At 73.6% G+C, this 26343-nt stretch carries 18 protein-coding genes and 1 riboswitch; of the genes, 8 read left to right on the forward strand and 10 right to left on the reverse strand.

Going from position 1 to position 26343, the window contains the following annotated elements; genetic code table 11:
- Positions 1-29 precede the first annotated feature (29 nt).
- Complete coding sequence (locus ACLQ2X_RS02350; protein ID WP_425679231.1) at positions 30-5798, forward strand: TIR domain-containing protein; 5769 nt, start codon at positions 30-32, stop codon at positions 5796-5798.
- A gap of 21 nt (positions 5799-5819) precedes the next feature.
- On the opposite strand, the gene ACLQ2X_RS02355 is transcribed toward ACLQ2X_RS02350, so the two are convergent.
- The 7 genes from ACLQ2X_RS02355 to ACLQ2X_RS02385 are packed head-to-tail and all read right to left on the reverse strand — an operon-like array spanning position 5820 to position 10971.
- Positions 5820-7091 (reverse strand): MFS transporter, encoded by a 1272-nt coding sequence (locus ACLQ2X_RS02355; RefSeq protein WP_425679232.1) that lies wholly within the window; start codon positions 7089-7091, stop codon positions 5820-5822.
- Positions 7088-7663, reverse strand: coding sequence for a helix-turn-helix domain-containing protein (locus tag ACLQ2X_RS02360; protein ID WP_425679233.1), 576 nt, complete (start codon positions 7661-7663; stop codon positions 7088-7090). The genes ACLQ2X_RS02355 and ACLQ2X_RS02360 overlap by 4 nt, the downstream gene beginning before the upstream one ends.
- Before the next feature lie 46 nt (positions 7664-7709).
- Positions 7710-8255: a DinB family protein gene (locus tag ACLQ2X_RS02365; protein WP_425679234.1), complete on the reverse strand. Its 546-nt coding sequence runs from the start codon at positions 8253-8255 to the stop codon at positions 7710-7712.
- 40 nt (positions 8256-8295) lie between these two features.
- Positions 8296-8787, reverse strand: coding sequence for an SsrA-binding protein SmpB (smpB, locus tag ACLQ2X_RS02370; RefSeq protein WP_425679235.1), 492 nt, complete (start codon positions 8785-8787; stop codon positions 8296-8298).
- The gene (locus tag ACLQ2X_RS02375; protein ID WP_425679236.1) at positions 8760-9431 is read right to left on the reverse strand and encodes a lysoplasmalogenase; all 672 of its coding nucleotides are present in this window, start codon (positions 9429-9431) and stop codon (positions 8760-8762) included. The genes smpB and ACLQ2X_RS02375 overlap by 28 nt, the downstream gene beginning before the upstream one ends.
- Entirely contained in the window at positions 9428-10255 is an 828-nt protein-coding gene (locus tag ACLQ2X_RS02380) for a sterol desaturase family protein (protein WP_425679237.1), read from the reverse strand. The genes ACLQ2X_RS02375 and ACLQ2X_RS02380 overlap by 4 nt, the downstream gene beginning before the upstream one ends.
- Complete coding sequence (locus tag ACLQ2X_RS02385; protein ID WP_425679238.1) at positions 10252-10971, reverse strand: FadR/GntR family transcriptional regulator; 720 nt, start codon at positions 10969-10971, stop codon at positions 10252-10254. The genes ACLQ2X_RS02380 and ACLQ2X_RS02385 overlap by 4 nt, the downstream gene beginning before the upstream one ends.
- Before the next feature lie 141 nt (positions 10972-11112).
- Between ACLQ2X_RS02385 and htpG the strand changes: the two genes are divergently transcribed.
- Entirely contained in the window at positions 11113-13005 is a 1893-nt protein-coding gene (gene htpG / locus ACLQ2X_RS02390) for a molecular chaperone HtpG (protein ID WP_425679239.1), read from the forward strand.
- A gap of 59 nt (positions 13006-13064) precedes the next feature.
- Here the strand turns inward: htpG and ACLQ2X_RS02395 are convergent, their stop codons facing one another.
- The gene (locus ACLQ2X_RS02395) at positions 13065-14627 is read right to left on the reverse strand and encodes an LLM class flavin-dependent oxidoreductase (protein ID WP_425679240.1); all 1563 of its coding nucleotides are present in this window, start codon (positions 14625-14627) and stop codon (positions 13065-13067) included.
- A gap of 234 nt (positions 14628-14861) precedes the next feature.
- A riboswitch (cyclic di-AMP (ydaO/yuaA leader) is annotated at positions 14862-15007 on the forward strand.
- Between ACLQ2X_RS02395 and ACLQ2X_RS02400 the strand changes: the two genes are divergently transcribed.
- Together ACLQ2X_RS02400 and ACLQ2X_RS02405 are read left to right on the forward strand one after the other, a co-directional pair.
- A complete protein-coding gene (locus ACLQ2X_RS02400; RefSeq protein ID WP_425679241.1) occupies positions 15006-15650 on the forward strand; it encodes a transglycosylase family protein in 645 nt (214 codons plus the stop codon). Its footprint overlaps the riboswitch before it by 2 nt.
- Positions 15651-15833: 183 nt before the next feature.
- Positions 15834-16283, forward strand: a complete 450-nt coding sequence (locus ACLQ2X_RS02405) for a YbaB/EbfC family nucleoid-associated protein (RefSeq protein ID WP_425679242.1) — start codon at positions 15834-15836, stop codon at positions 16281-16283.
- Between the two features lie 73 nt (positions 16284-16356).
- On the opposite strand, the gene ACLQ2X_RS02410 is transcribed toward ACLQ2X_RS02405, so the two are convergent.
- The gene (locus tag ACLQ2X_RS02410; protein ID WP_425679243.1) at positions 16357-18420 is read right to left on the reverse strand and encodes a M4 family metallopeptidase; all 2064 of its coding nucleotides are present in this window, start codon (positions 18418-18420) and stop codon (positions 16357-16359) included.
- A 411-nt stretch (positions 18421-18831) separates the two neighbouring features.
- Positions 18832-21150 carry a transglycosylase domain-containing protein gene (locus tag ACLQ2X_RS02415; RefSeq protein WP_425679244.1) on the reverse strand — a complete coding sequence of 773 codons (2319 nt, stop codon included), beginning with the start codon at positions 21148-21150 and terminating at the stop codon, positions 18832-18834.
- A 170-nt stretch (positions 21151-21320) separates the two neighbouring features.
- Between ACLQ2X_RS02415 and ACLQ2X_RS02420 the strand changes: the two genes are divergently transcribed.
- Genes ACLQ2X_RS02420 through ACLQ2X_RS02435 form a run of 4 tightly spaced genes read left to right on the forward strand, consistent with a single transcriptional unit; the run spans position 21321 to position 26323 of the window.
- Entirely contained in the window at positions 21321-22262 is a 942-nt protein-coding gene (locus ACLQ2X_RS02420; protein WP_425679245.1) for a diacylglycerol/lipid kinase family protein, read from the forward strand.
- Between the two features lie 29 nt (positions 22263-22291).
- On the forward strand, positions 22292-23077 hold the full coding sequence (locus ACLQ2X_RS02425) for a nucleotidyltransferase domain-containing protein (protein WP_425679246.1): 786 nt from the start codon (positions 22292-22294) through the stop codon (positions 23075-23077).
- 29 nt (positions 23078-23106) lie between these two features.
- Positions 23107-25899 carry an FAD-binding and (Fe-S)-binding domain-containing protein gene (locus ACLQ2X_RS02430; protein ID WP_425679247.1) on the forward strand — a complete coding sequence of 931 codons (2793 nt, stop codon included), beginning with the start codon at positions 23107-23109 and terminating at the stop codon, positions 25897-25899.
- A gap of 43 nt (positions 25900-25942) precedes the next feature.
- Positions 25943-26323 carry a VOC family protein gene (locus ACLQ2X_RS02435; RefSeq protein ID WP_425679248.1) on the forward strand — a complete coding sequence of 127 codons (381 nt, stop codon included), beginning with the start codon at positions 25943-25945 and terminating at the stop codon, positions 26321-26323.
- The last annotated feature ends 20 nt before the right edge of the window (positions 26324-26343 follow it).

Here is a 26343-nt window from a genome sequence, read left to right on the forward strand (position 1 = left end):
TGTTGACCGTCGGTGTCCATAATGACCATGTGGTCACAGGTGCGCGCCCCACCCGGTCCGACCGTCCCATCGACTTCTTCATCAGCTACTCACCTGCCGACGAACGCTGGGCGACGTGGCTGGCGTGGGAGTTCGAGTCCGCCGGCTACCGCACGCTGCTGCAGGCGTGGGACTTCGTGGCCGGCACCAACTTCATCGACTTCATGGACCGTGGCGTCCGCGAGGCCGAGGTGGTGGTGGCGGTGCTGTCCGAACGCTACCTGCACTCCACCTACGGCAAGCTGGAGTGGCAGGCCGCCCTGCGCGCCGACCCCGACGGGACCGGCAACAAGCTGGTCACCGTACGCGTCGAGGACTGCCCGATCGACGGCCTGCTCGCCACCATCACCTACGTCGACCTGGTCGGTGTGGACGATCCCGTGCAGGCCCGCAACCGGGTGCTGGACCGCATCCGCGAGGCGCTCGACGGCCGGGCCAAGCCGATGCGGCAGCCGGCGTTCCCGCACCACCCGGCCGACCCGCGCGGGGTGCTCGCCGCGACCGCCACCGTGCCCGCGCCGCGCCACGTCCGGCGCGCCCCGATCAACCCGCCGCCGTTCCCGCCGGCCGCGGTGGCGCCACCGACCGCCCGGGACACCGTCACCGTGCTCCAGGTGGCCGGGCCCCGCTTCGGCCGTGGGGTGATCACTCCCGGTGCCCCGGTCACCCCCGGCGAGGTGCAGGAACACCTGATGGGGGACCTCACGCTGCTGATGAACGACGGGGTGCCCCGGCCTGACCTGCTGGTGGTCGCCGGCAACCTGACCGAGTCGGGAAGCCCGCGGGAGTTCTCCGACGCGCTGAGCTTCCTCACCGGCCTGCGGGTGCTGCTCGGCCTGGAGCCGCACCGGCTGGCGGTGGTGCCCGGCCCGCGCGACGTGACCATGGCCGCCAGCCGGGCCTACTTCGCCACCTGCGAGGCCGACGACGTCGACCCGCAGCCGCCGTACTGGCCGAAGTGGCGGCACTACGCCCGACTGTTCGACGACCTCTACCAGGGCCTCGACGACCGGATCTTCGACAGCGAGCAGCCCTGGACGCTGTTCGGCGTGCCCGACCTGCGGGTGGTGGTGGCCGGCCTGAACTCGACGATCGCGATCACCCACCGCGAGGAGGACCGCTACGGCTTCCTCGGCGAGGCGCAGTCCAGCTGGTTCGCCCAGCGGCTGCGCCACTACCAGCAGTCCGGGTGGCTGCGGCTGGGCGCGATGGCGCACGCCCCCGGGCCGCGCAGCCCGTACGCCGACGAGGTGCCGCCGGACCGGATGTCGCTGCGCGACCGGGGTTCGGTCAACCGGCTGGTCGGCCCGATGCTCAACCTGCTGCTGTGCGACGCGGCGCCGTCGGCCCGCATCGACCCGGTGGTGCCGCTGGCCGCCGCACCGCACGACGGCCGGGCGCAGGTGCTGCGGCTCGGCCCGGACGGGATGACCCGGTGGGTGCTGGGCCGCGACGACCGCCTCGACGGCGGCGCGTCGACGGTGCTGGCCTGGCCGCACGCCGAGGCCACCTTCGGCGCGGCCGGGCCGGCCCAGGTGCCCGACCCGCGGCGCCCGGTCGCGGCGGAGGGGCCGATCCAGGGCGAGCCGGCCGCCGTACCCGCCGCCCCGGTGTGGCGGCTGCTGGACCGGCTCGCCGAGGTCTGCGAGGCCCGCTACGACCGGGTGGTGGTGCGTCGCGTCGACACCGAGCCGCCGCACCTCTACCTCAGTTACCGCTCCGACGGGGTGGTCCGGCAGCAGCGCGTCGGCGCGTACGTCGGCACGCCCACCGACGCCGACGTGGACGTCTTCGCCCGGCGGGTGCACGCCACCGACCCGGACATCGCCTCCGAACTGGTCTACGACGGCGACCGGGTGCCGCGCGGCCTGGCCGAGGACGCGCAGCGGCGCGGCGTGCGGGTGCTGCACCTGACCGAGTTCCAGGGCCTGCTCGACCTGCGCGACTACGTCGCCGCGCAGACCGCCCGCCTACAGGCCGACCGGCTCTACCCGCCCGGGCAGTACGTGCCGCAGCGCTACCGGCACCTGGTCGGTGCCGACCAGCGGGTCCGCGAGGACGTGGTGGACGAGCTGCTGGAGACCGTCTCCGCCCCGGACGGCCGGTTCGTGCTGGTGTTGGGCGACTTCGGGCGGGGCAAGACGTTCGCGCTGCGGGAGGTGGCACGCCGGCTGCCCACCGCCGCACCCGACCTGATCCCGATCCTGGTGGAGCTGCGCGCGCTGGACAAGGCGCACTCCGTCGACGGCCTGGTCGCCGCGCACCTGGCCAACCACGGCGAGCAGGTGATCGACCTCAAGGCGTTCCGGTACATGCTGCGCCAGGGCCGCATCGTGCTGCTCTTCGACGGGTTCGACGAGCTGGTGGCCCGGGTGACCTACGACCGGGCCGCCGACCACCTGGAGACGCTGTTGCAGGCGGCCGAGGGCAACGCGAAGATCGTGGTGAGCAGCCGTACCCAGCACTTCAAGACCAACTCGCAGGTGCTGACCGCGTTGGGCGAGCGGGTCGGCCTGCTGCCGCACCGCCGGGTGCTGGCCGTGGAGGACTTCACCCCCGGCCAGATCCAGGACTTCCTGCGTAACCGCTACGGCGGTGACGAGCGGGCCGCGCGTGAGCGGATGGACCTGCTGGCCGGGGTGAAGGACCTGCTCGGGCTCTCCCGCAACCCGCGCATGCTCGGCTTCATCGCCAACCTCGACGAGGGCCGGCTGGCCGCCGTGGCCGGGGCGGGCGGCACGTTCAGCGCCGCCGCGCTCTACCGGGAGATCCTGGAGTCCTGGCTGGACTTCGAGGAACGCCGCACCCAGGGCATCCCGGGCGCACCGGTCAGCCTGCGCCGCCCCGAGCTGTGGCAGGCGGTGAGCCGGTTGGCGTTCCAGCTGTGGGAGAGCGGCGAGGCGTACCTGCGGCTGGCCGAGCTGGCCGAGTCCACCGGGCAGCTCGCCGGGCGGGCCGACTCGCGGCTGTCTGGGCCGCAGGCCGCGCACGCCGTCGGCGCGGGCAGCCTGCTGGTGCGCACCGACGACGGACTGTTCGGGTTCATCCACACCTCGGTGATGGAGTGGCTGGTCGCCGACGGGGTGGCCGAGCAGCTCAACCGGGGCGAGGAGCCGGGCGCGCTGGCGGTTCGCTCGCTGTCCGCGCTGGCCGTGGAGTTCCTCGGCGACCTCGCCGACCCGGCCCGCTGCACCTCGTGGACCGCCCGGGTGCTCGCCGACGAGTCGGCCGGTGAGACGGTGCGCGCGAACGCGTTGCGGCTGTCCGCCCGGCTGCGGCTGCCCGACCGCGCCGACCTGCGTGGCGCGGTGCTGCGCGGGGAGGACCTGTCCCACCGGGAACTCGCCGGGGCGGACCTGACCGGGGCGGACCTCACCGACACCCGGCTGGTCGCCACCAACCTGACCGAGGCGCGGCTGGAGCACGCCCGGCTGCGCGGTGCCCGCCTCGACCATGCCCGCCTCGCCGGGGCGGACCTGCGCGACGCGGAGCTGGCCGGTGCGCGCCTGTTCCGTACCGACCTGCGCGGGGCGCGGATCGCCGGCAGCAGTTGGCACCGGGCCGCGTTGATCGACGTCAGCGCCGACGCCGCGATGCTGCGCGCGCCGGAACTGCGCGGCGCCGTGGTCGCGCCGGGCCGCCCGGTGACGCCCGGGCTGGCGCCGCCGGCCGTGGGCGTGGGGTACGGCTTCGAGGTGGGCCGGCTGCCGGTGCCGGTGGCGTACAGCCCGGACGGGGCGGTGCTGGCGGTGGGCAGCGACGACGGTGGCGTGCTGCTCTGCGACACCGCCACCGGGCTGCCGGTGCGTACGTTGCAGGGGCACCGGTCCCGGGTGTACGCGGTCCGCTACGACGCCGCGTCGCACCGCCTCGTCACCGGCGCGGCCGACCTGACGGTGCGACTGTGGGATGCCGACCACGGTGACGTGCGGCACGTCATCGAGGACGTCTTCGCCGGCTGGGTGTGGCCGCTGCTCACCGACGGCCGCCGGGGCCGGCTGGTGGTCGGCGACGCGGCCGGTGTGGTCCGGCTGTACGACACCCGCACCGCCCGGCTGCGCCACGAGTGGCCCGGCCACGCCGCGCCGATCTGGGGCACCTCGTTCAGTCCGGACGGGCGGCGGGTCGTGGTGGCGGACAGCGCCGGCACGGTGCGCGGCTGGGACATCCCCACCGGGCAGTTGGCCTTCGAGGTGCGTGAGCCGGAGGTGGTCTACCGGGTCGTGCACTCCCCGGACGGCCGGCTGCTGGTCGCCGTCGGGCAGCACGGCCGGGTGTGGATCCGCCGGGCCGCCGACGGGGAGCCGCTGCGCCAGCCGCGCGGCCACGAGGCCGACGTGTACGCCCTCGACATCCACCCCGACGGCACGCTGATGGCCACCGGCGACACCCACGGCGCGGTGCGGCTGTGGGAGACCGAGACCGGGCGGCCGGTGCGGGTGCTCGGCCGGCAGCGGGGTGCGATCTACAGCGTCCGGTTCAACGGCGACGGCAGCCTGCTCGCCACCGCGGCCAGCGACGGCGCGATCCAGCTCTGGGACACCGACGACGGCCAGGTGCGGCACGAGCTGACCCGGCATCGCGGCTCGGTCTGGCCGGTGGTGTGGCGGCCGGACCAGGCACAGGTGGCGACCAGCAGCAACGACGGCACCACCCGGCTGTGGGACGTGCGTTCCGGGCAGCTCCAGCACACGCTGCGCGGGCACGGCCGGCGGGTCACCGCGCTGTCCTTCCGCGACGACGGGGAGGTGCTCGCCGCCTGCGGCAACGACGGCGTGATCCGGCTTTGGGAGCCGCGGACCGGGCGGCTGCTGCGGCAGCTCGCCAGCCCCGCCGACCGGCTGCTCTCGGCGGTCTTCTGCCCCGAGGAGCCGCTTGTCGCCTCGCCCAGCGGCGACGGCGGCGTGCACCTGTGGAACACCGACACCGGGGCCGACGAGCGGGAACTCAACGTGGAGACCGAGCACGTCTGGGCGGTCGCGTTCAGCCCCGACGGCGACGCCCTGGCGACCGCGAACGACGACGACACGGTACGCCTGTGGTACCGCCGGACCGGCCGGCACTTCGCCACGCTCACCCCGCACCGCGGCCGGGTGCGCACGGTCGCGTTCAGCCCGGACGGGGAGACCATCGCCACCGGCTGCGACGACCAGATGGTGCGCCTCTGGGACGCGGCCACCGCCACCTGCCGGCTGACCCTGGAGCACCACACCGACCGGGTCTACTCGGTGGGTTTCAACAGCGAGGGCACGCTGCTGGCCAGCGCCGGCAACGACGGCACGGCAGTCGTCTGGGACGTGCGGACCGGCCGGCGGCGGATCGTGCTCGACGAACACGACGGGCGGCTCTGGTCCTGCGCGTTCAGTCCGGACGACACGCTGCTCGCCACCGCCGGGGACGACCTGGTGATCCGGCTCTGGGACCCGCTGACCGGCCGGTTGCACGGCACGCTCGCCGCGCACACCAGGCGGGTCTGGTCGGTGCAGTTCAGCCCGGAGGGCAACCTGCTGGCCAGCGCCGGTGACGACGGCACGGTGCGGCTGTGGGACGTGGCCGATCCGGAGCACGCCCAGCTGCGCACCACGCTCATCGGCCTGCCGGACGGGTGGGCGGCGGTCAGTCCGGACGGCCGGTACAAGCTGGACGGTGACCCGGGTGGCCAGTTCTGGCACGTCATCGGGACCTGCCGGTTCGAGGTGGGTGAGCTGGATCCCTACCTGACCCAGGTCCGCCGCCTGGCGGTGGACGCCCCGTTCTGACCCGGCCGGCCGCGGTCGATGTCAGGACACCGCCTCCCGCGGCTCGGGGTCGGGCTCGCGTCGGCGTACCACCGGGGGCCGGCGCATGTCCCGCCACGGCCCGCCGAGCAGCGGCGTCAGCACCACCAGCAGGTAGCAGGCGCCCATGGCGACGAGCGTGGGCGTGGGACCGAACCGGTCCGCGGCCAGCCCGGCGCCGAGCGCGCCGACCGGCATGGCTGCCCACGCCCCGGCGCCGATCACGCCGTACACCCGGGCCCGCATGGCCGGCGGCACCCGCTCCAGTTCCACCGCGCCCATCAGCGGGTTGAGTGCACCGGCGGCCAGCCCGGCCACCGCCACCACGGCGACCACCACGGGCAGCGGCGGCGCGGCGGCCAGCGCCCACAGTGGCGGGGCGCCGCACACCGCGAACGCGGTGACGAACGTGGCCCGGCGCGGCAGGCGGTGGCCGATCGCGCTGAACACCAGCGAGCCGACCAGCGCACCACCGCCCATGACGCCCACCAGCAGGCCGAACGCGGCGGGGCCGCCGAGTTCGCGGTCGGCGACCACCGGCAGCAGCACCTGGCTCTTGGCCGCGTCGAACAGGTTGGTCACCAGCACCAGCAGGACCATGGCGCGCAGCAGCGGTTCGCGGACCAGGAACCGCAGCCCGGCGGCGAACTGTCGCCAATAGCCCCCGGTCTCGGCCTCGGCCTCGTCGCCGGACGGGCTCAGGCCGCGCGGCACCAGCAGCCCCACCACCAGCGCCGAGACGGCGAATGTCACCGCGTCCAGGACCAGCACGGACAGCGCGCCCAGCAGCCCGACCAGCAGGCCGGCCACCGGCGCGCCGATCATGCGGGCGCCGCGGGAGGTCGCCTCCAGCCAACCGACCGCCCGCTCGATCGGCACCCCGGCGGCGGTGGCGGCCTCCGGCAGCAGCGCGGTGCGGGCGGTCTGCCCGGGGGTGTCCAGCAGCCCGCTGACGAACACCAGGGCCAGCAGCGCGGGGAACGGCAGGCCGACGGTGGCGTGCAACAGGGGTACGGCGGCGATCGTCAGGCCGGAGACCACGTCGGCGAGGACGCTGGAGCGCCGGTAGCCGATCCGGTCGACGAGCACGCCGCCGAACGCGCCGCCGAGCACCACGGGCGCGGTGGCGAACGCGCCGGCCAGTCCGGTCGCGGCCGGTGAGCCGGTCTCGGCCAGCACGTAGAGGGGCAGCGCGATGAGCGTCAGCACGTTGCCGGTCAGCGAGACGGCGTGCCCGATCAGCAGCCCGGCCAGCGGCCGGCGGTCGCGGGTCACCGCGGCCCCCGGTACGCCTGCCAGATCAGTGTGACCATCTCGGCGTCGGGCCGCTCGGGCGCGGAGCGGGCCTGCCACCGCCGGCCGAGCGCGGACAGTTCGTCGCGTAGCTCCACCAGTTCCTCGGGGGTCAGGCGCAGCACCATGTCGCTGCTCGTGGTGCCGCGGACCCAGGCCGGGTCGAGGTCGGCCTCGGACTCCAGGTAGGCCTGGTAGCGGTCCACGTAGCGCTGCATGGCGGCCCGGCGCAGCAGGTTGCCGGCGAGCCGGCGCTCCGGGTCGTCGAGCAGTTCGAACGGATCCCAGTCGGTGGTCGCGTGCGCGGCCCGCCACCACCGCTCGCGCCGGTCCCGGGCCAGCTCGGGGGCCGCGGTCACGAAGCCGTGTTCGGCCAGCTTGCCGACGTGGTAGCTGACCGCGCCGACCGCCTCGCCGGTCCGTTCGCTCAGCATGCCGACCGTCTGCGGGCCGCGCAGGCGCAGCTCGCCGAGCAGCCGCAGCCGGGTGGGGTGGGCGAGCGCCCGCATGGCCCGCGGGTCGCTCACGCGGCGGTTGCCGCTTCCGTCCGTCATGCCGACAGCATAGGTGGACAAGGAGTGAAGTACAAGAAGTCTTGTATTAATCCGTCCGCGGCGTGTGCCGGTACAGGTCGCGCAGCAGGCACACCTCGGCCAGGTGGTGGATCACCTCCCGGTTGATGTGCAGCACCAGCGTCGCCATCGGGACGTCGGCGAACGCCCCCTCGGCCGGACCGCAGGCCCGCGCAAGGCCGTCCTCGCCGAGCGCCTCGACCCCGGCCGTCCAGGTGGCGTACTCCTCGTCGAGTTGGGTCAGCGCGCCGGCTGCGGTGGAGGAGTAGGGAAACGAGTCGTAGTCGGTGGGTGCGCGGCCGAAGTGCGACGCGTTGCGCATGGCCAGCACGCCGACTATGACGTGGGCGAGCCGCCAGGCGACGGTGGTGAACGGCGGCGGGTCCGGGTGCGGGAACGCCAAGTCGATCGTCAGCGTGCCGCCATCGGCGCGCGGGCGAAGGCTCCAGCAGTCGGGAACCGGCTCCCACAGGTATTCCGCGTCGGTGAGGCCGTCCAGGCGGTCGCGCAACTGGTAGGTCCAGTGCCAGGTGAGCTGCTCGTGCAGCAGCGGATTCCAGGTGAGGTCGGTCATGCGCTCAGCGTGCCACCGGCCTGGGACAGAATTCGGCTGGTCAGCCCCGTGTCGCCGACGTGCGGCCCTTGAGCCGGCGGCCCATCTCCCGGGCGATCTCCCGCTTGGCGTCCCGCTCGGCGAGCGCCTGGCGCTTGTCGTACGACCGGCGGCCCCGGGCCAGCCCCAACTCCACCTTGGCCCAGCCGTCGGCGAAGTACATCGACAGCGGCACCAGCGTGGTGCCGCCGTCGCGCAGCTTCTCCAGGATCCGGGCGATCTCCACCCGGTGCAGCAGCAGCTTGCGGGTGCGCCGGGGCGCGTGGTTGGTCCACGTGCCGAAGCCGTACTCGGCGATGTGCAGGCCGTACAGCATGATCTCGCCGTCGCGCTCCTGGGCGAACGCGTCGACGAGCGACACCCGCCCCGCACGCAGCGACTTCACCTCGGTGCCGGCCAGCACGATGCCCGCCTCGTACGTCTTGAGAATGTCGTAGTCGTGCCGTGCCTTCTTGTTCGAGGCGATCAGCTTGCGCCCGCTCTCCCTGGCCACGCCCGCAGGATACCGGCCGGCGGCGGGCCGGGTTCGGTCCCCGGGCGCGACGCGGCCACCCAGCCGGTGGTGATCAGCAGCAACGCGGCGCAGTAGGTGATCATCACCAGCAGGCCCCGGCCGGGCAGCTCCACGCCGGCCGCACCCACCCCGATGAGCAGGTCGGAGACGAGGAAGAGCGCGCCGCCAGCACCCACCCGCGCCGACACGCCGCTCGCGGCGGCGGCCATCAGGCACAACGCCAGGCTGTAGCCGAGCACCGGCAGTCGCAGCGGCCCCAACATGCCCCAGAGCAGCGCGTTCGCCGCCGCCCAGGCGAGCAGGTAGCCGGCCCACGCCATGGCCGACGGTCGCCCGTGCCGCAGGAAGCCGGTGCTGAACGCGACCTGCGTGACCAGGAAGAACCCCATGCCGGCCAGGAACGCGGCGTCGCCCGACAGCAGCAGGGCCACGTCCCCGGCGGTCGCCGCGACCAGACCCACGGCCACCCCGTCGAAGCGGCGCCGCCGCTGCCACAGGTACGCCAGCAGCACCGGCGCCAGCAGCGGCTTGGCCAACCACTGGAGCACCGTCGAGTCGAGGGCCACCCCGACCAGCTCGACGGCGGCGACGAACCCGAACAGGACCAGCCAGGAGCGCCTCATCGGGCCGGCTGCCAGCCCGGGCGGCCGAACAGGTGGCCCAGCCGATCCCGCCAGCCGCTGGCCCGGCGTACGTCCGACCAGATCGCGGCGAACTCGTGGGTCGCCACCCGCAACGGGTTGTACGTGTCGATGTTCCTGGTCAGCCCGTAGCGCGCCGGGGCCCGCTCCGGGGTGAAGGTGCCGAACAACCGGTCCCAGACGATGAGGATGCCGCCGTAGTTGCGGTCCAGGTACTCGGTGTTCGAGCCGTGGTGCACCCGGTGGTGCGACGGCGTGTTGAAGACCCATTCGATCGCCCGGGGCAGCACGTTGACCCTTTCGGTGTGCAGGAAGAACTGGTAGAGCAGGCTGACCGACTGCTGGAGGAAGATCATCCATGGGGGGATGCCGAGCAGGGCCAGCGCCAGCCAGAACGGCAGCGCGGTCATCGGCGTCCAGCTCTGCCGCAGCGCGGTGGACAGGTTGTAGTGGACGCTGGAGTGGTGCACCACGTGGCTCGCCCACAGCACCCGCACCTCGTGGTGCGAGCGGTGGAACCAGTAGTACGCCAGGTCGTCGGCGAAGAAGAGGATCACCCAGGTCCACCAGTCGCCGGGGGAGAGGTGCACCGGCGCGACGGTCCACAGCGCCGCGAACAGCCCGACCGTGAGCAGCTTCCACGGCACGCCGATGAGCTGGCTGCCCAACCCCATCGACAGGCTGGTGGTGGTGTCCCGCAGCTCGTAGCCGCGTTCGTCGTCGTCAGGCAGGAAGCGGTAGGAGACCGCCTCGACGACGATCAGGAGCAGGAACGCCGGGACGGCGTACAGCACGGCCGGGATCATGCGCGCGCTTCCCTTCCGGTGGTGGGGGTGGTGAGCGGGGCGGTCAGCAGCGCCCGGGCGTGCCGGGCGGCCGCCGCGCCCTGACCGGCGGCGATGGACGCGGCGAGGCGGCGGTGTCCCGCGACGTCGAGCAGTTCGCCCGCGCGGGCGTCCGGGGGGACGTCGCCGACGGCGAACGTGCCGGCCACCAGGCTGTTGAAGGCCAGTTGGTAGGCGGTGTTGCCGCTGCCGCGCACGACCAGCCGCCAGATGGCGATGTTCGCCTCGTGCATCCGGTCCAGGTCGGGGGCGAGCACGCCGTAGCCCTCGGCGGCCCGGACCAGCGCGGCGACGACCGCCGGGTCGGCGCGCTCGGCGCAGAGCCGGGCCGCGTCGGTCCCGACGCAGGCGCGCATCTCCAGCATGTCGCGCACGAGCGTCTCCACCGGCAGTACGTCGCCGGAGCGGGCCAGGGACAGCGCCAGGTCCAGCCCGGCGTGCAGCCGCCAGTCCAGCACCCGGGTCGCCCCGCCCTGGCTGACCCGGACCAGCCCGAGTTGTTGCAGGCGGCGCAGCGCCTCCCGGACCGCGTGCCGGTTGACCTCGAACGCGCCGGCCAGCTCCCGCTCGCCGGGCAGGGTGTCGTCCGGGCGGTAGCGACCGGACACGATCGCGTCGCGGAGCCGGCCGAAGACGTGGTCGGAGACGGACACCCGGGGTGCGGGGTCGAAGGGCATGGGCAGCAGTGTGGCCCGGGCACGTCAACCCGTCAACTGGTTGGACCAGCAGGCCCGCGAAGGCGGGCGGCCGGTGTGTGCCGTCGCCGTCACCCCTCGTATCCTTTCCGCCGTGAGCCCGCCACAGGGAAGGGAGTCGGTGTGAGCGACCGGGTCGAGACGTTGGAGTTCCAGGCCGAGGCCCGTCAGCTGTTGCAGCTGATGGTGCACTCGATCTACTCGAACAAGGACGTCTTCCTGCGCGAACTGATCTCGAACGCCTCCGACGCGCTGGACAAGCTCCGGCTGGAGTCGCTCGTCGACAAGGAGTTGTCGGTCGACACCTCCGATCTGCACATCGAACTCGGGGTCGACAAGGACGCCCGTACGCTCACCGTGCGGGACAACGGCATCGGTATGACCCGCGACGAGGTGGTCGCGCTGATCGGCACCATCGCCAAGTCCGGCACCGCCGAACTGCTGCGCAAGCTGCGCGAGTCCGCCGACGCCGCCGCCTCGCAGGAGCTGATCGGCCAGTTCGGCGTCGGCTTCTACGCCACCTTCATGGTCGCCGACCGGGTGACGCTTGTGACCCGCCGGGCCGGCCAGAGCGGCGGCACCCGCTGGGAGTCCACCGGCGAGGGCACCTACTCGGTGGAGGCGGTCGACGACGCGCCCCAGGGCACCTCGGTCACGCTGCACCTCAAGCCGGTCGACACCGAGGACAACCTGCACGACTACACCGCCGAGTGGACCATCCGGGAGATCGTCAAGCGCTACTCCGACTTCATCTCGTGGCCCATCCGGATGACCGTGGACAAGCCCGGCGAGGACGGCGCCACCACCCGCGAGGAGCAGACGCTCAACTCGATGAAGGCGCTCTGGGCGCGTTCGCGCGACGAGGTCGACGAGGCGGAGTACAAGGAGTTCTACCGGCACGTCGCCCGCGACTGGGCCGACCCGCTGGAGACCATCCACATGCGCGGCGAGGGCACCTTCGAGTACGAGGCGTTGCTGTTCGTGCCCTCGCACGCCCCGCTGGACCTGTTCTCCCCGCAGGGCCGCGGCGGCGTGCAGCTCTACGTCAAGCGCGTCTTCATCATGGAGGACTGCGATGCGCTGATGCCCAACTACCTGCGCTTCGTCAAGGGCGTGGTGGACGCGCACGACCTGTCGCTGAACATCTCCCGGGAGATCCTCCAGCAGGACCGGCAGATCCGCGCGGTGCGCCGCCGGTTGGTCAAGAAGGTGCTCGCCACGCTCAAGGAGATGTCCGCCGAGTCGTACCGCACGTTCTGGACCGAGTTCGGGCCCGCCGTCAAGGAGGGCCTGCTGGAGGACCCGGACAACACCGAGGCGCTGCTGGAACTGGTCCGCGCGGCCAGCACCCACGACCCGGCCGAGCCGACCACGCTGCGCGACTACGTGGAGCGGATGAAGGACGGGCAGACCGAGATCTACTACGCCACCGGCGAGAACCGGGCCACCATCGAGAACTCCCCGCACCTGGAGGCGTTCCGCGCCAAGGGTTACGAGGTGCTCATCCTCACCGACCCGGTGGACGAGGTGTGGGTCGAGCGCGTCGGCGCGTACGACGGCAGGACGCTGCGCTCGGTGGCCAAGGGCCAGGTCGACCTGGAGACCGCGGAGGAGAAGGAGAAGGCCGAGGCCGAACGGCAGGAGTACGCCGACCTGCTCGCCTTCCTCGGCGGGGCGCTCACCGACAGCGTCAAGGAGGTGCGCCTGTCCACCCGACTGACCACCTCACCGGCCTGTGTGGTCGGCGACTCGCACGACATGACGCCCACGCTGGAGAAGATGTACCGGGCGATGGGCCAAGAGGTGCCCCGGGTCAAGCGGATCCTGGAGCTGAACCCGACCCACCCGCTGGTCACCGGGCTGCGCAAGGCGCACGGGGAGGGCGGCGACCCGGCCGCGCTGACCGAGACCGCCGAACTGCTGTACGGGATGGCGCTGCTGGCCGAGGGCGGCGAGTTGACCGACCCGGCCCGCTTCACCCGCATCCTCGCCGACCGTCTCGCCCGCGGCCTGTAGGTGTAAGGAAAGGAAGGGCCCCTTGTTGACGCCCAGGCGTTGACAAGGGGCCCTTCCTTTCACAGCTGGCCCGGGTAGAAGCCGTGGCGGGCCAGCGGCTCGACGATCTGGCGCTCCTCGTAGGACAGGTGCGACAGCAGCGTGTCGGTGAGCAGGTCCACCGCCTCCTGGAGGGCGGTGAAGTCACCCGGTTGGCGGATCAGCTCCACCAGGGCGCGGTCCACGTCCTCCACCACGCCGTGGATCACCACGTGTTCCTCTTCGAGGCGGTCCAGCACCGCCGCCAGCCCGGCGTCGGAGCGGCGCAGGTGCGGGAAGATCGAGGCGTCCTCCAGGCCGTGGTGCTGGGTGACCATCGTGCAGTACGCCGCGCAGTACGCGCCGAGCGTCCAGTTGTTCTGCCGCATGGTCATCTGGTTCAGCGCGGCCCGCGCGCCCTCCGGCGTGACCGCGCCGCGGGTGACCTGTGCCAACAGGTCGCGCACCTGGGCCAACTCCTGGCGCAGGTGGTCGTGGACGTCCACCAGGTGCTGCCCGACGGCCTGTCCCCGGGCCGGGTAGACCTGATCGGCCGGGGGCGGCGGGGCGGTCGGGCGGGTCGACTCGTCCCAGGGGGAGCGCGTGCTCAGCCGTACCCCCGGGTCGGGGGTGGGGGTGACCGCGAGGGTGGCCGGGCCGCCGGTGGTGGCCTGTTCCTCGGCGACGGCGCGGGCCCCGCTGCCCGGCGTGGTGCGTTCGGCGGCGACGAGTTCCCGGACCGCCGGGGCGACCTCCTGGGCGAAGATCTGGATCGCGCGCGGCTCGTCGCTGCCGAGGATGAACGTGGTGATGCGGTGCTCCAGAGTGAGCCCGGCGAGTTCCTCCACCCACTGCTGCGGCGGCCCGGCGAGGAAGCCGGTGGAGGAGCGGGTGAAGGCGCCGGTGACGTTGAGCATGCGGCGGATCGCGTCCGGGTCCCGCCCGGCGGCCCGCGCGCCCTCGTCGACGAGCGCGTTCATGGCCGGCAGTTCGTCGGGGCCCTTGGGAAGGTACGACAGCGAGGGCAGCCAGCCGTCCGCGGCGCGGCCGACCAGGCGCAGCATGCGCGGCTTGTACGCGCCGACCCAGATGCCCACCGGGTGTGCCGGCGCCGGCCCGCGTTTGGCGCCGACGACCCGGTAGTGCTCGCCCTCGACGCGGACCATGCCCCGGCGGTCTGTGTCCCAGATCTCGCGGATGATTCCGATGGCCTCGTCGAGCGCCGTGACGGCGGCGCCGGGGGACAGGCGTCGACCGCCGACCGCCTCGATCGCGTCCCAGAACGCGCCCGCGCCCAGCCCCAGCTCGACCCGGCCGCCGGTGAGCAGGTCGAGGCTGGCGATGCTGCGGGCCAGCACCACCGGCTGGCGCAGCGGCAGGTTGAGTACGTTGCCGGCCAGACCGATCCGTTCGGTGGCGGCGGCCACGTAGGCCATCAGCGTCCAGGTGTCCAGGAAGCCGGGCTGGTAGGGGTGGTCCTGGAAGGTGACCAGGTCGAGGCCGGCCTGCTCGCAGAGCGCGGCCAGGGCCACCACCTGCTCGGGCTGCGCGGCGGTGGGGGTGAGGAAGCCGCCGAAGGCCAGCTCGTGTGCGTGCTCGGTCATCCGTCCGCCCCTCGCGTGATCTTGCCCGACCTGCCCACGGTAGCGGCACCCCCGGCTGCCGCCCCCGGCGGACGTGCCGGTCATTCGCCCGACGGTTCCGTCACCGCAAGCACGGTACGTCGCCCACTCGGGTGACCGCTGGCATGATAAGAGGGCATTCGTCCCGAATGGTGCCTAGCGTCTGCTCCGTCCGCGCTCGCGGGCACCACGGTCCGGTAACGCCCAATCCCGCCGCCGGCCGCGTAACCGAACCTCGTGCGGGAGCGGGGGAACCACACGTTCCACGGTGCATCGTCACCTCGGGGTGAAGCCGCCACCGGCGGCCGGGCTCCTCGGCCCGAACCCGACAGCTCACCTCGTCGGCGTGGAGGAATCCACATGGCAACTGAATACTCAGCCCGCGGTCGCCGTAGCGCTCTCGGAGCGGTTCTGACCAGCGCCGCCGTCGGCGCCGCGGCTCTGCTCGGCCCGGCCGTGCCGGCCAGCGCCGCCGTCAACTGGGACGCCGTCGCACGCTGCGAGTCCGGCGGCAACTGGAAGATCAACACTGGCAACGGCTACTACGGCGGGCTCCAGTTCTCCCGCGCCACCTGGAACGGCTACGGCGGCCAGAAGTACGCCGCCCGGGCGGACCTGGCCAGCCGGTCCGAGCAGATCGCCGTGGCCGAGAAGGTGCTGCGGGGGCAGGGCATCGGCGCCTGGCCCGTCTGCGGCAAGAAGGGCGGCTCGGCGAAGAAGAGCACCTCGGCGACCCGGTCCGACCGGGCCGCCACCACGAAGAATGCCATCTCGGTGCGGTCCGCCACCCGCAGGACCGCCCCGGAGCGCGCCATGACCAAGGTCGCGCCGCAGCGGTCGCCCGGTGCCGGGACGTACGTGGTCCGCTCCGGTGACACGCTGTCGGAGATCGCCGTGGCGCAGCGCGTCGACGGCGGATGGCATGCCCTGCACGAGCGCAACCGGGCCGTGGTCGGCGACGACCCCGGCCTGATCTTCCCGGGTCAGCGGCTGCGCCTGAGCTGAGCGGTCACGAGCGTCCGGCCGGTTCGCCCGGCCGGGCGCTCGTCCGTCCGCGACACGCCGCGTCGCCGACACCGGGCCTGCTCCCGGCACCGGGACGCGGCCGGGACCGGCCGGTGCATGCGTGTGGCCGCAACCGATTGCTAGGGTCACAGTGCTCAGTCAAGACGTGAAGAAAGCGCGGAAATGACCAACGACCCGTTCTCGGCCGCCGCGAGCCTCGACGAGCTGCTGACCCGCACGCAGCAGGCGCTCACCGCGATGCGCTCCCGGGCCTCGGCGCACGCCGACGGCGAGCCGGGCGACCTGCTGCGCGCCGAGGGCACTGCCGCTGGCGGGCGGGTCCGCGCGGTCGCCGTCCAGGGTGGCCGGCTTGGCTCCGTGACGATCGCCCCGGAGCTGGCCGGCGAGCCGCTGGAGGTCCTCTGCGAACACCTCGTCACCGCCGCCAACGCCGCGCTGTCCGAGCTGGACGCCCAGGTCAGCGCGTCGGCGCGGGCCGACGCCGACGCGCTCGCCGTCCGGCTCGGCAGCATGGGCGACCAGGCCGAGCTGTTCGGCCGCGCGATGCACGAGGCGGCCGCGCGGATCCACCGCGATCGCGGCAACGCGTCGCGGACCGCGCGTCCGGCCTGACCGGCGACGCCCGGCCCGGCACGACGAAGCGGCCGGCCGTCGGGAGGACGACGGCCGGCCGCTCACGCCGCGATCAGCCCAGGGCGAGCGCGGTGTCGTCGACGACGAAAGACGTCTGCAGCGAGCTGTCCTCCACGCCGCTGAACGAGATGGTCGCCGTGGTGCCGGCCAGCGACGAGACGTCGAAGGACCGCTGCACGTAACCGGTGGCCTTGTTCAGGTTGGAGTAGGTGGCCAGCGTGGTGCCGCCGGCCTTGACGGTGAGCTTGTCGTACGCGGTGGTGGTGGTCGTCTCGGCGCTGTCGACGTGCAGCCAGAAGGTCAACGTTGCCCGGCAGCCGGCCGGGACGGTCACCGACTGGCTGAGCGTGTCCGTGTGTGCCGAGCCGTAGCCGTTGAGCCAGGCCTTGTACGAGCCGCCGTGCGCGGCCTGGCCGCTGGCGGTGGTGATGACGCCGGACGAGGCGGTCCAGTTCACGTTGCCCGACTCGAAGCCGGGGTTGGCCAGCTTGTTGCCGGAGCAGCCGCCCGAGGGAGGCGTGGTCGTGGCGGTCGGCGTGGGCGTCGGGGTCCCGCCGGCGCAGGTCGGGTCGGTCGACTGGGCCGGTACGCTGATCGCGTCCCACGCGGCCTTGACCGTGTTGAACTCGGTGCAGCTGCTCGGGTAGAGGTTCTTCGCCGCCTGCAACGTCCAGGTGCGGTACTTCAGGTACGACGAGGACGAGGTCTTCAGCAGCATCCCGTTGTACATGATCTTGATGGCCTTCTGGATGCCCAGGCCGGTGACGCTGCTGCCGTTGCAGGTCGAGCTGGACGGCTGACCGTTGGTCGGGCTGCTGCCGTTGGCCAGCAGGTAGAACCAGTGGTTGCCGGGCCCGGCCGCGGCGTGCACCTCGGTCGACGGGACGCTGCTGGAGTAGCAGTTCGGGTCGCCGAGCGCCGACGGGTTGTACATGTTGCGGATCGGGCCGGAGCCGACCAGGTTGATCTTCTCACCGACCAGGAAGTCGGGCGCGTCGTAGCTGGACGGCTCGTTGGCGAACCACTCGGTGGCCGCGCCGAACGTGTCCGCCACGAACTCCTGGGTGCCGCCGCGGGAGATGCCGCCGGGGGTGTGGTCGTCGATCCCGTGGCCGATCTCGTGCGCCACCACGTCCATTGAGCCGATCCACTGGCCGGCCGTGTTCTTGCCGATCTGCACCTGGCTGCCGTCGTAGTAGGCGTTCTGGTCGTTCAGGCCGACCCGGATCGGCCAGTAGCCGCCGCTGCCGTCGGCGCCGTTGCGGCCCAGCCACTGGGACAGCATCTTGTGCTCGGTCTGGGCCGAGAACAACGCGTCGACGCAGCCGGTCTCCTTGTTGGTGGCGGTGCCGTTGCCCCACACGTCGTCGGTGCCGCTGAACGTGGTGTTGTTGGCCGCGTCCTGGCAGCTCAGGTTCGTGACGGTGGGGTCCTTCATGGTGTAGGTGCTGCCCGACTGGGTGGTGTTCAGGGCGAGTGGGCTCGGCCCGTTCCAGGCGCCGGTGCCGGTGCCGGTGACCACGTGTTCCTGTGTGCGCAGCACCGCGCCGGTACGCGCGTCGACGTCGACGGTGAGCCGGCTGGGGCCGTCGGCGGAGGTGCCGCGGACGGTGGTCTCCCAGGCCAGTGCCGGTGCGGCGTCCAGGGTGTAGACCACGAGCGTGGTGCCCTCGACCGCGCTGACCGTCCGCAGTCGGGCGCGTGCGGTCTTCACGGCGGCGGCCGAGGTCAGCTTCGGGGTGGTGGTGAGGTCACCGATGGGCCGCTGCTGGGCGACCGAGGCGTACTTCAGGTTGCCGGCGGAGTCGGTGGCGAGCACGAAGTCGCCGCCGACGACCGGCAGGCCCTTGTAGGTGCGCTCGTAGGGCACGTACTGGGTGCCCTCGGAGGAGATGACCGGCTTCTGCACGAACGCGTCGTCGGAGCCGGCCTGCAGGTAGGCGGGGCGGTCCGCGACAAGCGCGCGGGCGGAGTCGGCGGCGGTCACGCGGGCCTGGGCCGGGTTGGGGGCGGCGGGTGCGGGTGGTGCGGCCTGGACCGCCGCGGCGGTGCCGGCGGCGAGGACGCCGGCCGCGGCCGCGCCGATGAGCGCGGCGAGGCGAGGTGAGAGCTTCAAGGGGGTGTGCTCCTGTTCTACAGGCGCGCCGCACGGAGCCCGGGTGGGGTCGGGCGGCGCGGTGGTGCGAGGCGGGTGACGGCCGGTCACCGGAGCTGCCGGCGTGGCTCCGGGTCGACAGATCGACCGTCCGAGTCGCCGGGGGGCGGCGGCTCGCTGGTGACAATCACACGCCGCCCGAGCCGGGAGCAATGGGTGACCTGGGCAACGATCTTTCGCCGGGCGCATCGCCACGGGCACGAATCAGGAAACCATGATCTTCAATAGTCCCTGATCAGGGCGAACATTGCCGATGGCCCCTGACGCCCGGTGCAAATTGCGGGGGTTGCCGCTGTGCGCGGATGGCGCACATAGGTGCGAGGCGCCGCGCGAGCGGGCGACCGCCCGCGCCGGGTAAGCGTGGGCCGCGGGTCAGCGTGGGCCGCGTGTCCGCGTCGGTGACGCCGTGGGTGGCGCCGGCAGCGACGGCGTCAGCGTCGGGCGCGACGTCGGCCTCCCGGTCGGGTCCGGGCTCGGGCTCGACCGGGTCGGGCTCGGGCTGGGGGAGCCGGACGGCGTGGGCGTGGGCGTGGCAGTGGCCGGGGGTGCAACCGAACCGGTCGGCTCCGGGGTGTCGCCGGGGAACTTCGGCTCACCGAAGCGGTACTTGTCCGGGTCGAGCTTCAGCGCCTCGGTGGCCCGGGTCATGAACTGCCGCCAGATCGGCGCGGCGCCGGTCGAGCCATACACGTCGTAGCTGCCGCCGCTGGTGCGCAGCGGTTTGCCGTCGGTGGTGCCCAGCCACACCGCCGAGGCCAGCGCGCCGGTCCAGCCCACCATCCAGGTGTGCACGTTCTGGGTGGTGCTCTGCCCGGCCTGCCAGGTGCCGGTCTTGCCGGCGGAGTCCCAGCCGTTGTCCAGCTTGGCCGCCCGGACCCGGCGCAGCGTCCAGCCCAGCTGGTCGATCGCCTCCCGGTCCAGGCCAACGTCGGTGGTGCGCAGTTGTTCGGTCCACACCTCCTCGTCCTCCTTGGTGACCGACCGGACGAAGTGCGCGTCGGCGCGCTTGCCGCCGGCCGCGAACGTGGCCATCCCGTTCGCGTGGTCCTGCACGGTGATGCCGTACTGGCCGATGCCAACCTCGGTGGAGAACCGCTTCGCCACCTCGTCGGCGGGGTCACTGCGCAGGTCCACGCGCTGCGGCCGGGGGTTGCCGCGAACCGTCTCCCACATCGACTCCACGCCGGCCTGCCGCGCCGTCTCGATCACCTTGGCGGTGCCCAGCTTCTCGGTCAGCTCGAAGTAGGTGACGTTGAGCGAGGCGACGGTGGCCTCCCAGAGCGCGCAGTCCGGCTGGCAGGGCGCGTGTTCGGCGTTGCGGATCGGCCCCGCCGCGCTGCCCTTCGTGCGCCCCGAGGCGGGGAACTCCTTGGTGTCCGGCGAGTCGAACCGCTGCTTGACCGAGATTCCCTCGCGCGCGGCGGCGGCCAGGTCGTACACCTTGAACGACGACCCCGGCGGATGCTGGCCGAACCCGCGGGCCTCGCCGCTCTCGTCGGCGTACCAGCCCGCGTAGTCGGCGCCGGAGGCCTTGCCGCCGCCGTAGTAGCCGAGCACCCGGCCGGTGCCCGGCTCCACCGCAACCAGCGCCGCCTGCCAGTTGCGCGGCTGCCCGCGCACCGCCCGGGGCGCGGTGTCGCGGCGGATGTCCGCCGCCGCCTCGGCCGCGTCCTGCACGCGCTTGTCGATGGTGGTGACGATGCGGTAGCCGCCGTCGCGGATCACCTCGTCCGGCTTGCCCCGGAACGGCTCGGTCCGGCGCAGCTCGGCCAGCACGTGGTTGACCACCAGGCCTGTCGGCCGGTCCAGGTCGGACCCGCCCGCGTCCTTCTCGATCGGCCGAACCGTGTCCGGATACGCGAGGTTCGCGGCCTGCTGCGGCGTCAGGTAGTCGAGCTTGACCATGCCGTCGCGGATGTAGTTCCAGCGGTCGATCGAGTTCTGCCGGGCCAGCGCGTTGCGGCGCGGGTCGTAGCCGGGCGCGCCCTCCGGGTCGGCCGGGTCCGCCTCCGGCTGCTTCACCATCGCGCAGAGCACCATCGCCTCGGCCTGGGTGAGCTGCCGTTCGGCCGGCGCGTCCCGGCGTACCGTCTTGCCGAAGTACGTCTGCGCGGCCGCCTCGATGCCGTAGGCGCCCCGGCCGAACGGCACCGTGTTCAGGTAGAAGCCGAGGATCTCCTCCTTGGAGTACGTGTCGTCGAGCTTCCAGGCGATCACCGCCTCGCGCAGTTTCCGGGAGTACGTGACGCCGCGCAGGTCGGCGGCGATCCGGGCGTACTGCTGGGTGAGGGTGGACGCGCCCTGCCGCTGCCCGCCGCTCACGTTGGCCCAGGCCGCCCGCAGCACACCCTTGAAGTCGATGCCGCGGTTCGTCCAGAATGTGCGGTCCTCGGTCGCCACTATCGCCTGCTTGGCCGAGTCGTTCATCTGGTCGTACGGCACGATGGTGCGGTTCTGCGCGCCCAGTTTCGCCAGCGGCGTGCGTCCGTCGGCGTAGTAGACGGTCGTCGACTCGGGCAGCTTCAGGTCGCTGGGCGTGGGCACGCTGTCGAAGTAGTAGCCACCCACGACCAGCCCGCAGCCGGTCAGCAGCAGGCAGACCGCGAGGATGACCGGCAGGCGCCGCCGCCTGCGCCGCGGGCTCGCGGCGGCGGCCCCGGCCGGCCCCCGGGTCTCTCCCGTTCCTCGCACGCGGTGCCTCCGGCTGCTCGGCGAAAGTCGTGCCCGGCTCGCAGGCTAACCGAGGCGCGGCGGTGGCACCGGCCCGACGACCCCGAACGTGCGGCGCGGCCTGCCCGGCGTCACCGCCGACCGGCCCACACGCAGGAGTGGGACGCGCGGCGCCGGGGTACAGCGCGGCCATGGACACGAGCACGGCCGAACGCCCGGACACCGCCTCCGCCCCCGCCGCGTCCTCCGCCGGTGTGGTCGCTGTCGTCGCCCACCGGAGGAAGACGTTCGGGGGCGGACTCGACGAGCTGCGGTCCCGGCTGGTCGGCGCGGGCGTCGGACGGCTGCTCTGGTACGAGGTGCCGAAGAGCCGCAAGGCGCCGAAACAGGTGCGGGCCGCGCTCGACGAGGGCGCCGAACTGGTGCTGGTGTGGGGCGGCGACGGCATGGTGCAGCGGTGCGCCGACGCGCTCGCCGGCACCGACGTGCCGATGGGCATCCTGCCCGCCGGCACCGCCAACCTGTTCGCCGTCAACCTCGGCATCCCGGTCGACCTGCCCGAGGCGGTGCGCATCGCGCTGCACGGGCCGCGCCGGCGGCTGGACCTCGGCCGGATCAACGGAGAGCACTTCGCCGTGATGGCGGGCGCCGGGTTCGACGGCGACCTGATCCGCGATGCCGACCGCCAGCTCAAGGGCCGGTTCGGCCGGATCGCGTACGTCTGGACCGGCCTGCGGCACGTGCGCGGCGAGTGCGTGCGCACCCGGATCCGGATCGACGGCGCGGACTGGTTCGACGGCGAGGCGAGCTGTGTGCTGTTCGGCAACGTCGGCACCATCACCGGTGGCATCCCGGCCTTCGACGACGCCCGCCCCGACGACGGGGCGCTGGAGGTCGGCGTCTCCACCGCCAGCGGCGCCGTGGACTGGGCACGCACGCTGGGCCGGATGGCCGCCGGGCGCTCCGAGGAGTCGCCGTTCGTACGGATCACCCGGGGCCGCCGCATCCGGGTGCGGTTCGACGCGCCCAAGACGTACGAGCTGGACGGCGGCGCGCGGGGCAAGGCCAAGCGGCTCAAGGTCAAGGTGGTGCCCGGCGCGCTGACGGTCTGCTGCCCCGACCCGGCGGACTGACCGGGACCGCGCCCGGGCAGGATGCCGGGATGCGCGACGACATCCGCGACTACCTCGCCGAGCTGGTCCGCCGTGCCCGCGAGGTGCTCCGCGACGAACTGGTCGGCGCGTACGCGGCCGGTTCGATCGGGCTCGGCGCGTACCAGCCGGGGCGCAGCGACGTGGACGTGGCGCTGCTGGTCGCCGGGCCGCTGCCGGCGACCGCCAAGCGGGCGCTGGTGCACCGGTTGCGGCACGAGGCGCTGCCCTGCCCGGCACGCGGCCTGGAACTTGTCGCCTACCGCCGGGACGTGGCCGCCTCCGGCACCGCCGAGCCCGGCTTCGAGGTGGAGCTGAACACCGGCGCCGCCATGCCGTTCCGGGCCACCTACGACCCGGCCGACCGGCCCGCCGCCGACGGGCGGTTCTGGTACGCGCTGGACCGCGCGATCCTGCGCCGGTGCGGCCTGGCCCTGCTCGGCCCGCCGGCCGCCGACGCGTTCGCCGAGCCGCCGCCGGAGGCGCTGCGGGCGCTGCTCGCCGAAGCGACGCGGTGGTGGCTGGCGCGGCCCACGCCGCCCGGTGACGAACCGGCGCCCGGCGCCGAGGACGCGGTGCTCGGCGCCTGCCGCGCGCTGGTGCGCTGCCGCGACGGCGTCTGGCTGGGCAAGATCGACGCCGGGCTGCGGGTCGCCGCCGACGACCCGGACGCGTCGCTGATCCACGCCTCGATCGCCGCCCGCCGGGGCGGCCCGCCACCGTCCGGGCCGGCGGCCCGCGCGTTCCAGCAACGGGTGCTGACGCGGCTCACCGCCGATGAGCCGGCCGGCGCGTGACTAGGGTGGGCCGGGGAGGTGCGGCGATCATGACGGAGTTGAGCGCGGCGGCGCGGGCCGGACTGGAGTCGGCGGTGCCCGGCGGTGTGGCCACCCGGGCCGCGGACCGGCTACGGATGGCCCACGACGCGTCGCACTACCTGCTGCACCCCGGTGCGGTGGTCACCCCGGCCGACGCCGGTCAGGTGGGCGCGCTGCTGGCGCACAGCCGGCGCACCGGCACCCCGCTGACGTTCCGCTCGGGCGGCACCAGCCTCAGCGGCCAGGCCGTCACCGACCGGGTGCTCGTCGACGTGCGGCGGCACTTCCGCGATGTCACCGTCCTCGACGACGGCCGGCGGGTGCGCGTACAACCGGGTGTGGTGCTGCGGCAGGTCAACGCGCGGCTCGCCCCGCACGGCCGCAAACTCGGCCCGGACCCGGCCAGCGAGTCCGCGTGCACCGTCGGCGGCGTGGTCGCCAACAACTCCAGCGGCATGACCTGCGGCACCGAGTTCAACACCTACCGGACGCTGGAGTCGCTGGTGCTGGTGCTGCCCAGCGGCACCGCGCTGGACACCGGCGCACCGGACGCCGACGCCCGCCTGCGCGCGGCCGAGCCGGCGCTGCACGCCGGGCTGGCGGCCCTGCGCGAGCGGGTACGCGACAACCCCGACTCGGTGCGCCGGATCCGCGTCCAGTACGCCATGAAGAACACCATGGGGTACGGGGTGAACGCGTTCCTCGACCACGACGACCCGGCCGACCTGCTCACCCGGCTCGTGGTGGGCAGCGAGGGCACGCTGGCGTTCGTCGCCTCGGCGACGTTGCGCACCGTACCCGTGCACCGGCACGCCGCGACCGGCCTGCTGGTCTTCGAGACCCTCGGCGCGGCGATGGCCGCGATGCCGGCGCTGGTGGCCGCCGGGCCGGCGGCGGTCGAACTGCTCGACGCCGCCGCCCTGCGGGTCGCCCAGCGCGACCCGAAGGCGGACGCCGCGCTGCGCGGGCTGGCCGTGCGCGGGCACGCCGCGCTGCTCGTCGAATGGCAGGAGTCGGACCCGCAGGCGCTCGCGGAGCGGGTCGCCGCCGCCGAGCCGGTGCTGGCTGACCTGCCGCTGAGCGCGCCGGCCCGGCTCAGCGGCGAACCCGCCGGCCGCGCCGCGTTGTGGCACATCCGCAAGGGCCTGTACGCGGCGGTCGCCGGCGCCCGCCCGTCCGGCACCACCGCGCTGCTGGAGGACATCGCCGTGCCGGTCGAGGCGCTGGCCGGCACCTGCGCCGCGCTGGCCGACCTGTTCGAGCGGCACCGGTACGCCGACAGCGTGATCTTCGGCCACGCCAAGGACGGCAACCTGCACTTCATGCTCAACGAGCGGTTCGACGGGGGCGAGGCCCCCGCCCGCTACGCCGACTTCACCGAGGAGATGGTCGACCTGGTGCTCGGCCACGGTGGCACGCTCAAGGCCGAGCACGGCACCGGGCGGGTGATGGCCCCGTACGTGCGCCGCCAGTTCGGCGACGAGCTGTACGCGGTGATGCGCGAGCTGAAGACGCTCTGCGACCCGGACGGCGTACTCAACCCCGGTGTGCTGCTCAGCGACGACCCGGAGATCCACCTGCGGCACCTCAAGACCGTGCCGACCGTGGAGGAGGAGGTGGACCGGTGCGTCGAGTGCGGCTACTGCGAGCCGGTCTGCCCCAGCCGCGACCTGACCACCACACCCCGGCAGCGCATCGTGCTGCGCCGGGAGATCGTCGCCGCCCGCGCCGCCGGCGACCCGGCGCTGGCCCGGGAACTGGAGGAGGCGTACGACTACGACGCGGTGCAGACCTGCGCCGTCGACGGCATGTGCGCCACCGCCTGCCCGGTGCTGATCAACACCGGTGACCTGGTCAGGCGGCTGCGTGCCGAGGAGCACGGCCGGGCCGCCCGGACCGGTTGGCGCGGCGCGGCCCGGCGGTGGGACGCCACCACCCGCGGCATGGCCCGGGGCCTCGACCTGGCCGGGGCGCTGCCCCCCGCGCTGCCCGAGGCGGCCACCCGGGCCGCCCGCGCGGTCCTCGGCGCGGACCGGGTGCCACGGTGGCAGCGGGACCTGCCCCGCGGCGGCACGCCCCGCCGGCCCCGTGCCGAACCCGAACCGGACGCGGTGTTCGTGCCGTCCTGCCTCGGCACCCTGTTCGCCCCGGAGCAGGGCGGCACCGGGGTGGCCGCCGCGCTGCTCACCCTCGCCGACCGGGCCGGCGTCCGCCTGCTCGTGCCGGACGGGATCGGCGACCTGTGCTGCGGCACGCCCTGGTCGTCCAAGGGGCTCACCGACGGCTACCGGGCGGTGCGCGACCGGGTCCCGCCAGTGCTGCGGGCGGCCAGCCGCGACGGTGCGTTGCCGGTGGTCAGCGATGCCGCGTCCTGCACCGAGGGCTTCGCGCGGCTGCTCGCCGACGCCGGTGACCTGGCGGTGGTCGACGCCGTCGCCTTCACCGCCGCCACGCTGCTGCCCCGGCTGACCGTCCGCCGCCGGCTCGGTTCCCTCGCCCTGCATCCGACCTGCTCGTCGGCCCGCCTCGGGCTGGACGACGCGCTGCTCACGGTCGCCCGGGCCCTCGCCGAGGAGGTGGTGGTCCCGGACGGCTGGCAGTGCTGCGGCTTCGCCGGTGACCGGGGGCTGCTGCACCCGGAGCTGACCGCCTCGGCCACCCGCGCCGAGGCCGCCGCGGTCACCGCGCGGCCGTTCGACGGGTACGCCTCGGTGAACCGCACCTGCGAGATCGGTCTGGCCCGGGCCACCGGCCGGCCGTACCGGCACCTGCTGGAGCTGCTCGCCGAGGCGACCGCCTGACAGCTCGGCAGCCCGCGACGGGGGCGGTGGTTAGGCTCGGGCGATGCATCGTTCCCGGTTGTACGCCCTGATCATCGACGCGCCACAGGAGACGGCGGGCGCGGCCACCGCGTTCTGGTCCGCCGCGCTCGGCGCGGACGTGCGCACCAGCCCGGACGAACCGGAGTTCACCGACCTGGTGGACGTGGTGCCCGGACTGGTCACCGCCGTGCAGTCGGTCGACGACACGCCCCGGCACCACCTCGACATCGAGACCGACGACGTGGCGGCCGAGGTGCAGCGACTGCGCGGGCTGGGCGCCACGCCGGTCTCCCGCTGGCTCGACTGTCACGTGCTGCGCGCGCCGGGCGGGCACCTGCTCTGCGTCATCCCGGTGGCCAGCGACCGCGAACTGTTCGAGGCGACCGCCACCCGCTGGCCGTGAACCGGCGCCCCGACCGTCGG

It is taken from the genome of Micromonospora sp. DT31 (genome assembly GCF_049841795.1).
Classification (GTDB): domain Bacteria; phylum Actinomycetota; class Actinomycetes; order Mycobacteriales; family Micromonosporaceae; genus Micromonospora.

What these genes read in the sequence shown, in the direction of transcription:
- ACLQ2X_RS02360 (WP_425679233.1), bottom strand. Translation starts at nt 7,663, where the DNA reads ATGACGGACGGAAGCGGCAACCGCCGCGTGAGCGACCCGCGGGCCATG.
- ACLQ2X_RS02365 (WP_425679234.1), bottom strand. Translation starts at nt 8,255, where the DNA reads ATGACCGACCTCACCTGGAATCCGCTGCTGCACGAGCAGCTCACCTGG.
- ACLQ2X_RS02375 (WP_425679236.1), bottom strand. Translation starts at nt 9,431, where the DNA reads ATGAGGCGCTCCTGGCTGGTCCTGTTCGGGTTCGTCGCCGCCGTCGAG.
- ACLQ2X_RS02380 (WP_425679237.1), bottom strand. Translation starts at nt 10,255, where the DNA reads ATGATCCCGGCCGTGCTGTACGCCGTCCCGGCGTTCCTGCTCCTGATC.
- ACLQ2X_RS02385 (WP_425679238.1), bottom strand. Translation starts at nt 10,971, where the DNA reads ATGCCCTTCGACCCCGCACCCCGGGTGTCCGTCTCCGACCACGTCTTC.
- ACLQ2X_RS02395 (WP_425679240.1), bottom strand. Translation starts at nt 14,627, where the DNA reads ATGACCGAGCACGCACACGAGCTGGCCTTCGGCGGCTTCCTCACCCCC.
- ACLQ2X_RS02400 (WP_425679241.1), top strand. Translation starts at nt 15,006, where the DNA reads ATGGCAACTGAATACTCAGCCCGCGGTCGCCGTAGCGCTCTCGGAGCG.
- ACLQ2X_RS02405 (WP_425679242.1), top strand. Translation starts at nt 15,834, where the DNA reads ATGACCAACGACCCGTTCTCGGCCGCCGCGAGCCTCGACGAGCTGCTG.
- ACLQ2X_RS02420 (WP_425679245.1), top strand. Translation starts at nt 21,321, where the DNA reads ATGGACACGAGCACGGCCGAACGCCCGGACACCGCCTCCGCCCCCGCC.
- ACLQ2X_RS02425 (WP_425679246.1), top strand. Translation starts at nt 22,292, where the DNA reads ATGCGCGACGACATCCGCGACTACCTCGCCGAGCTGGTCCGCCGTGCC.
- ACLQ2X_RS02430 (WP_425679247.1), top strand. Translation starts at nt 23,107, where the DNA reads ATGACGGAGTTGAGCGCGGCGGCGCGGGCCGGACTGGAGTCGGCGGTG.
- ACLQ2X_RS02435 (WP_425679248.1), top strand. Translation starts at nt 25,943, where the DNA reads ATGCATCGTTCCCGGTTGTACGCCCTGATCATCGACGCGCCACAGGAG.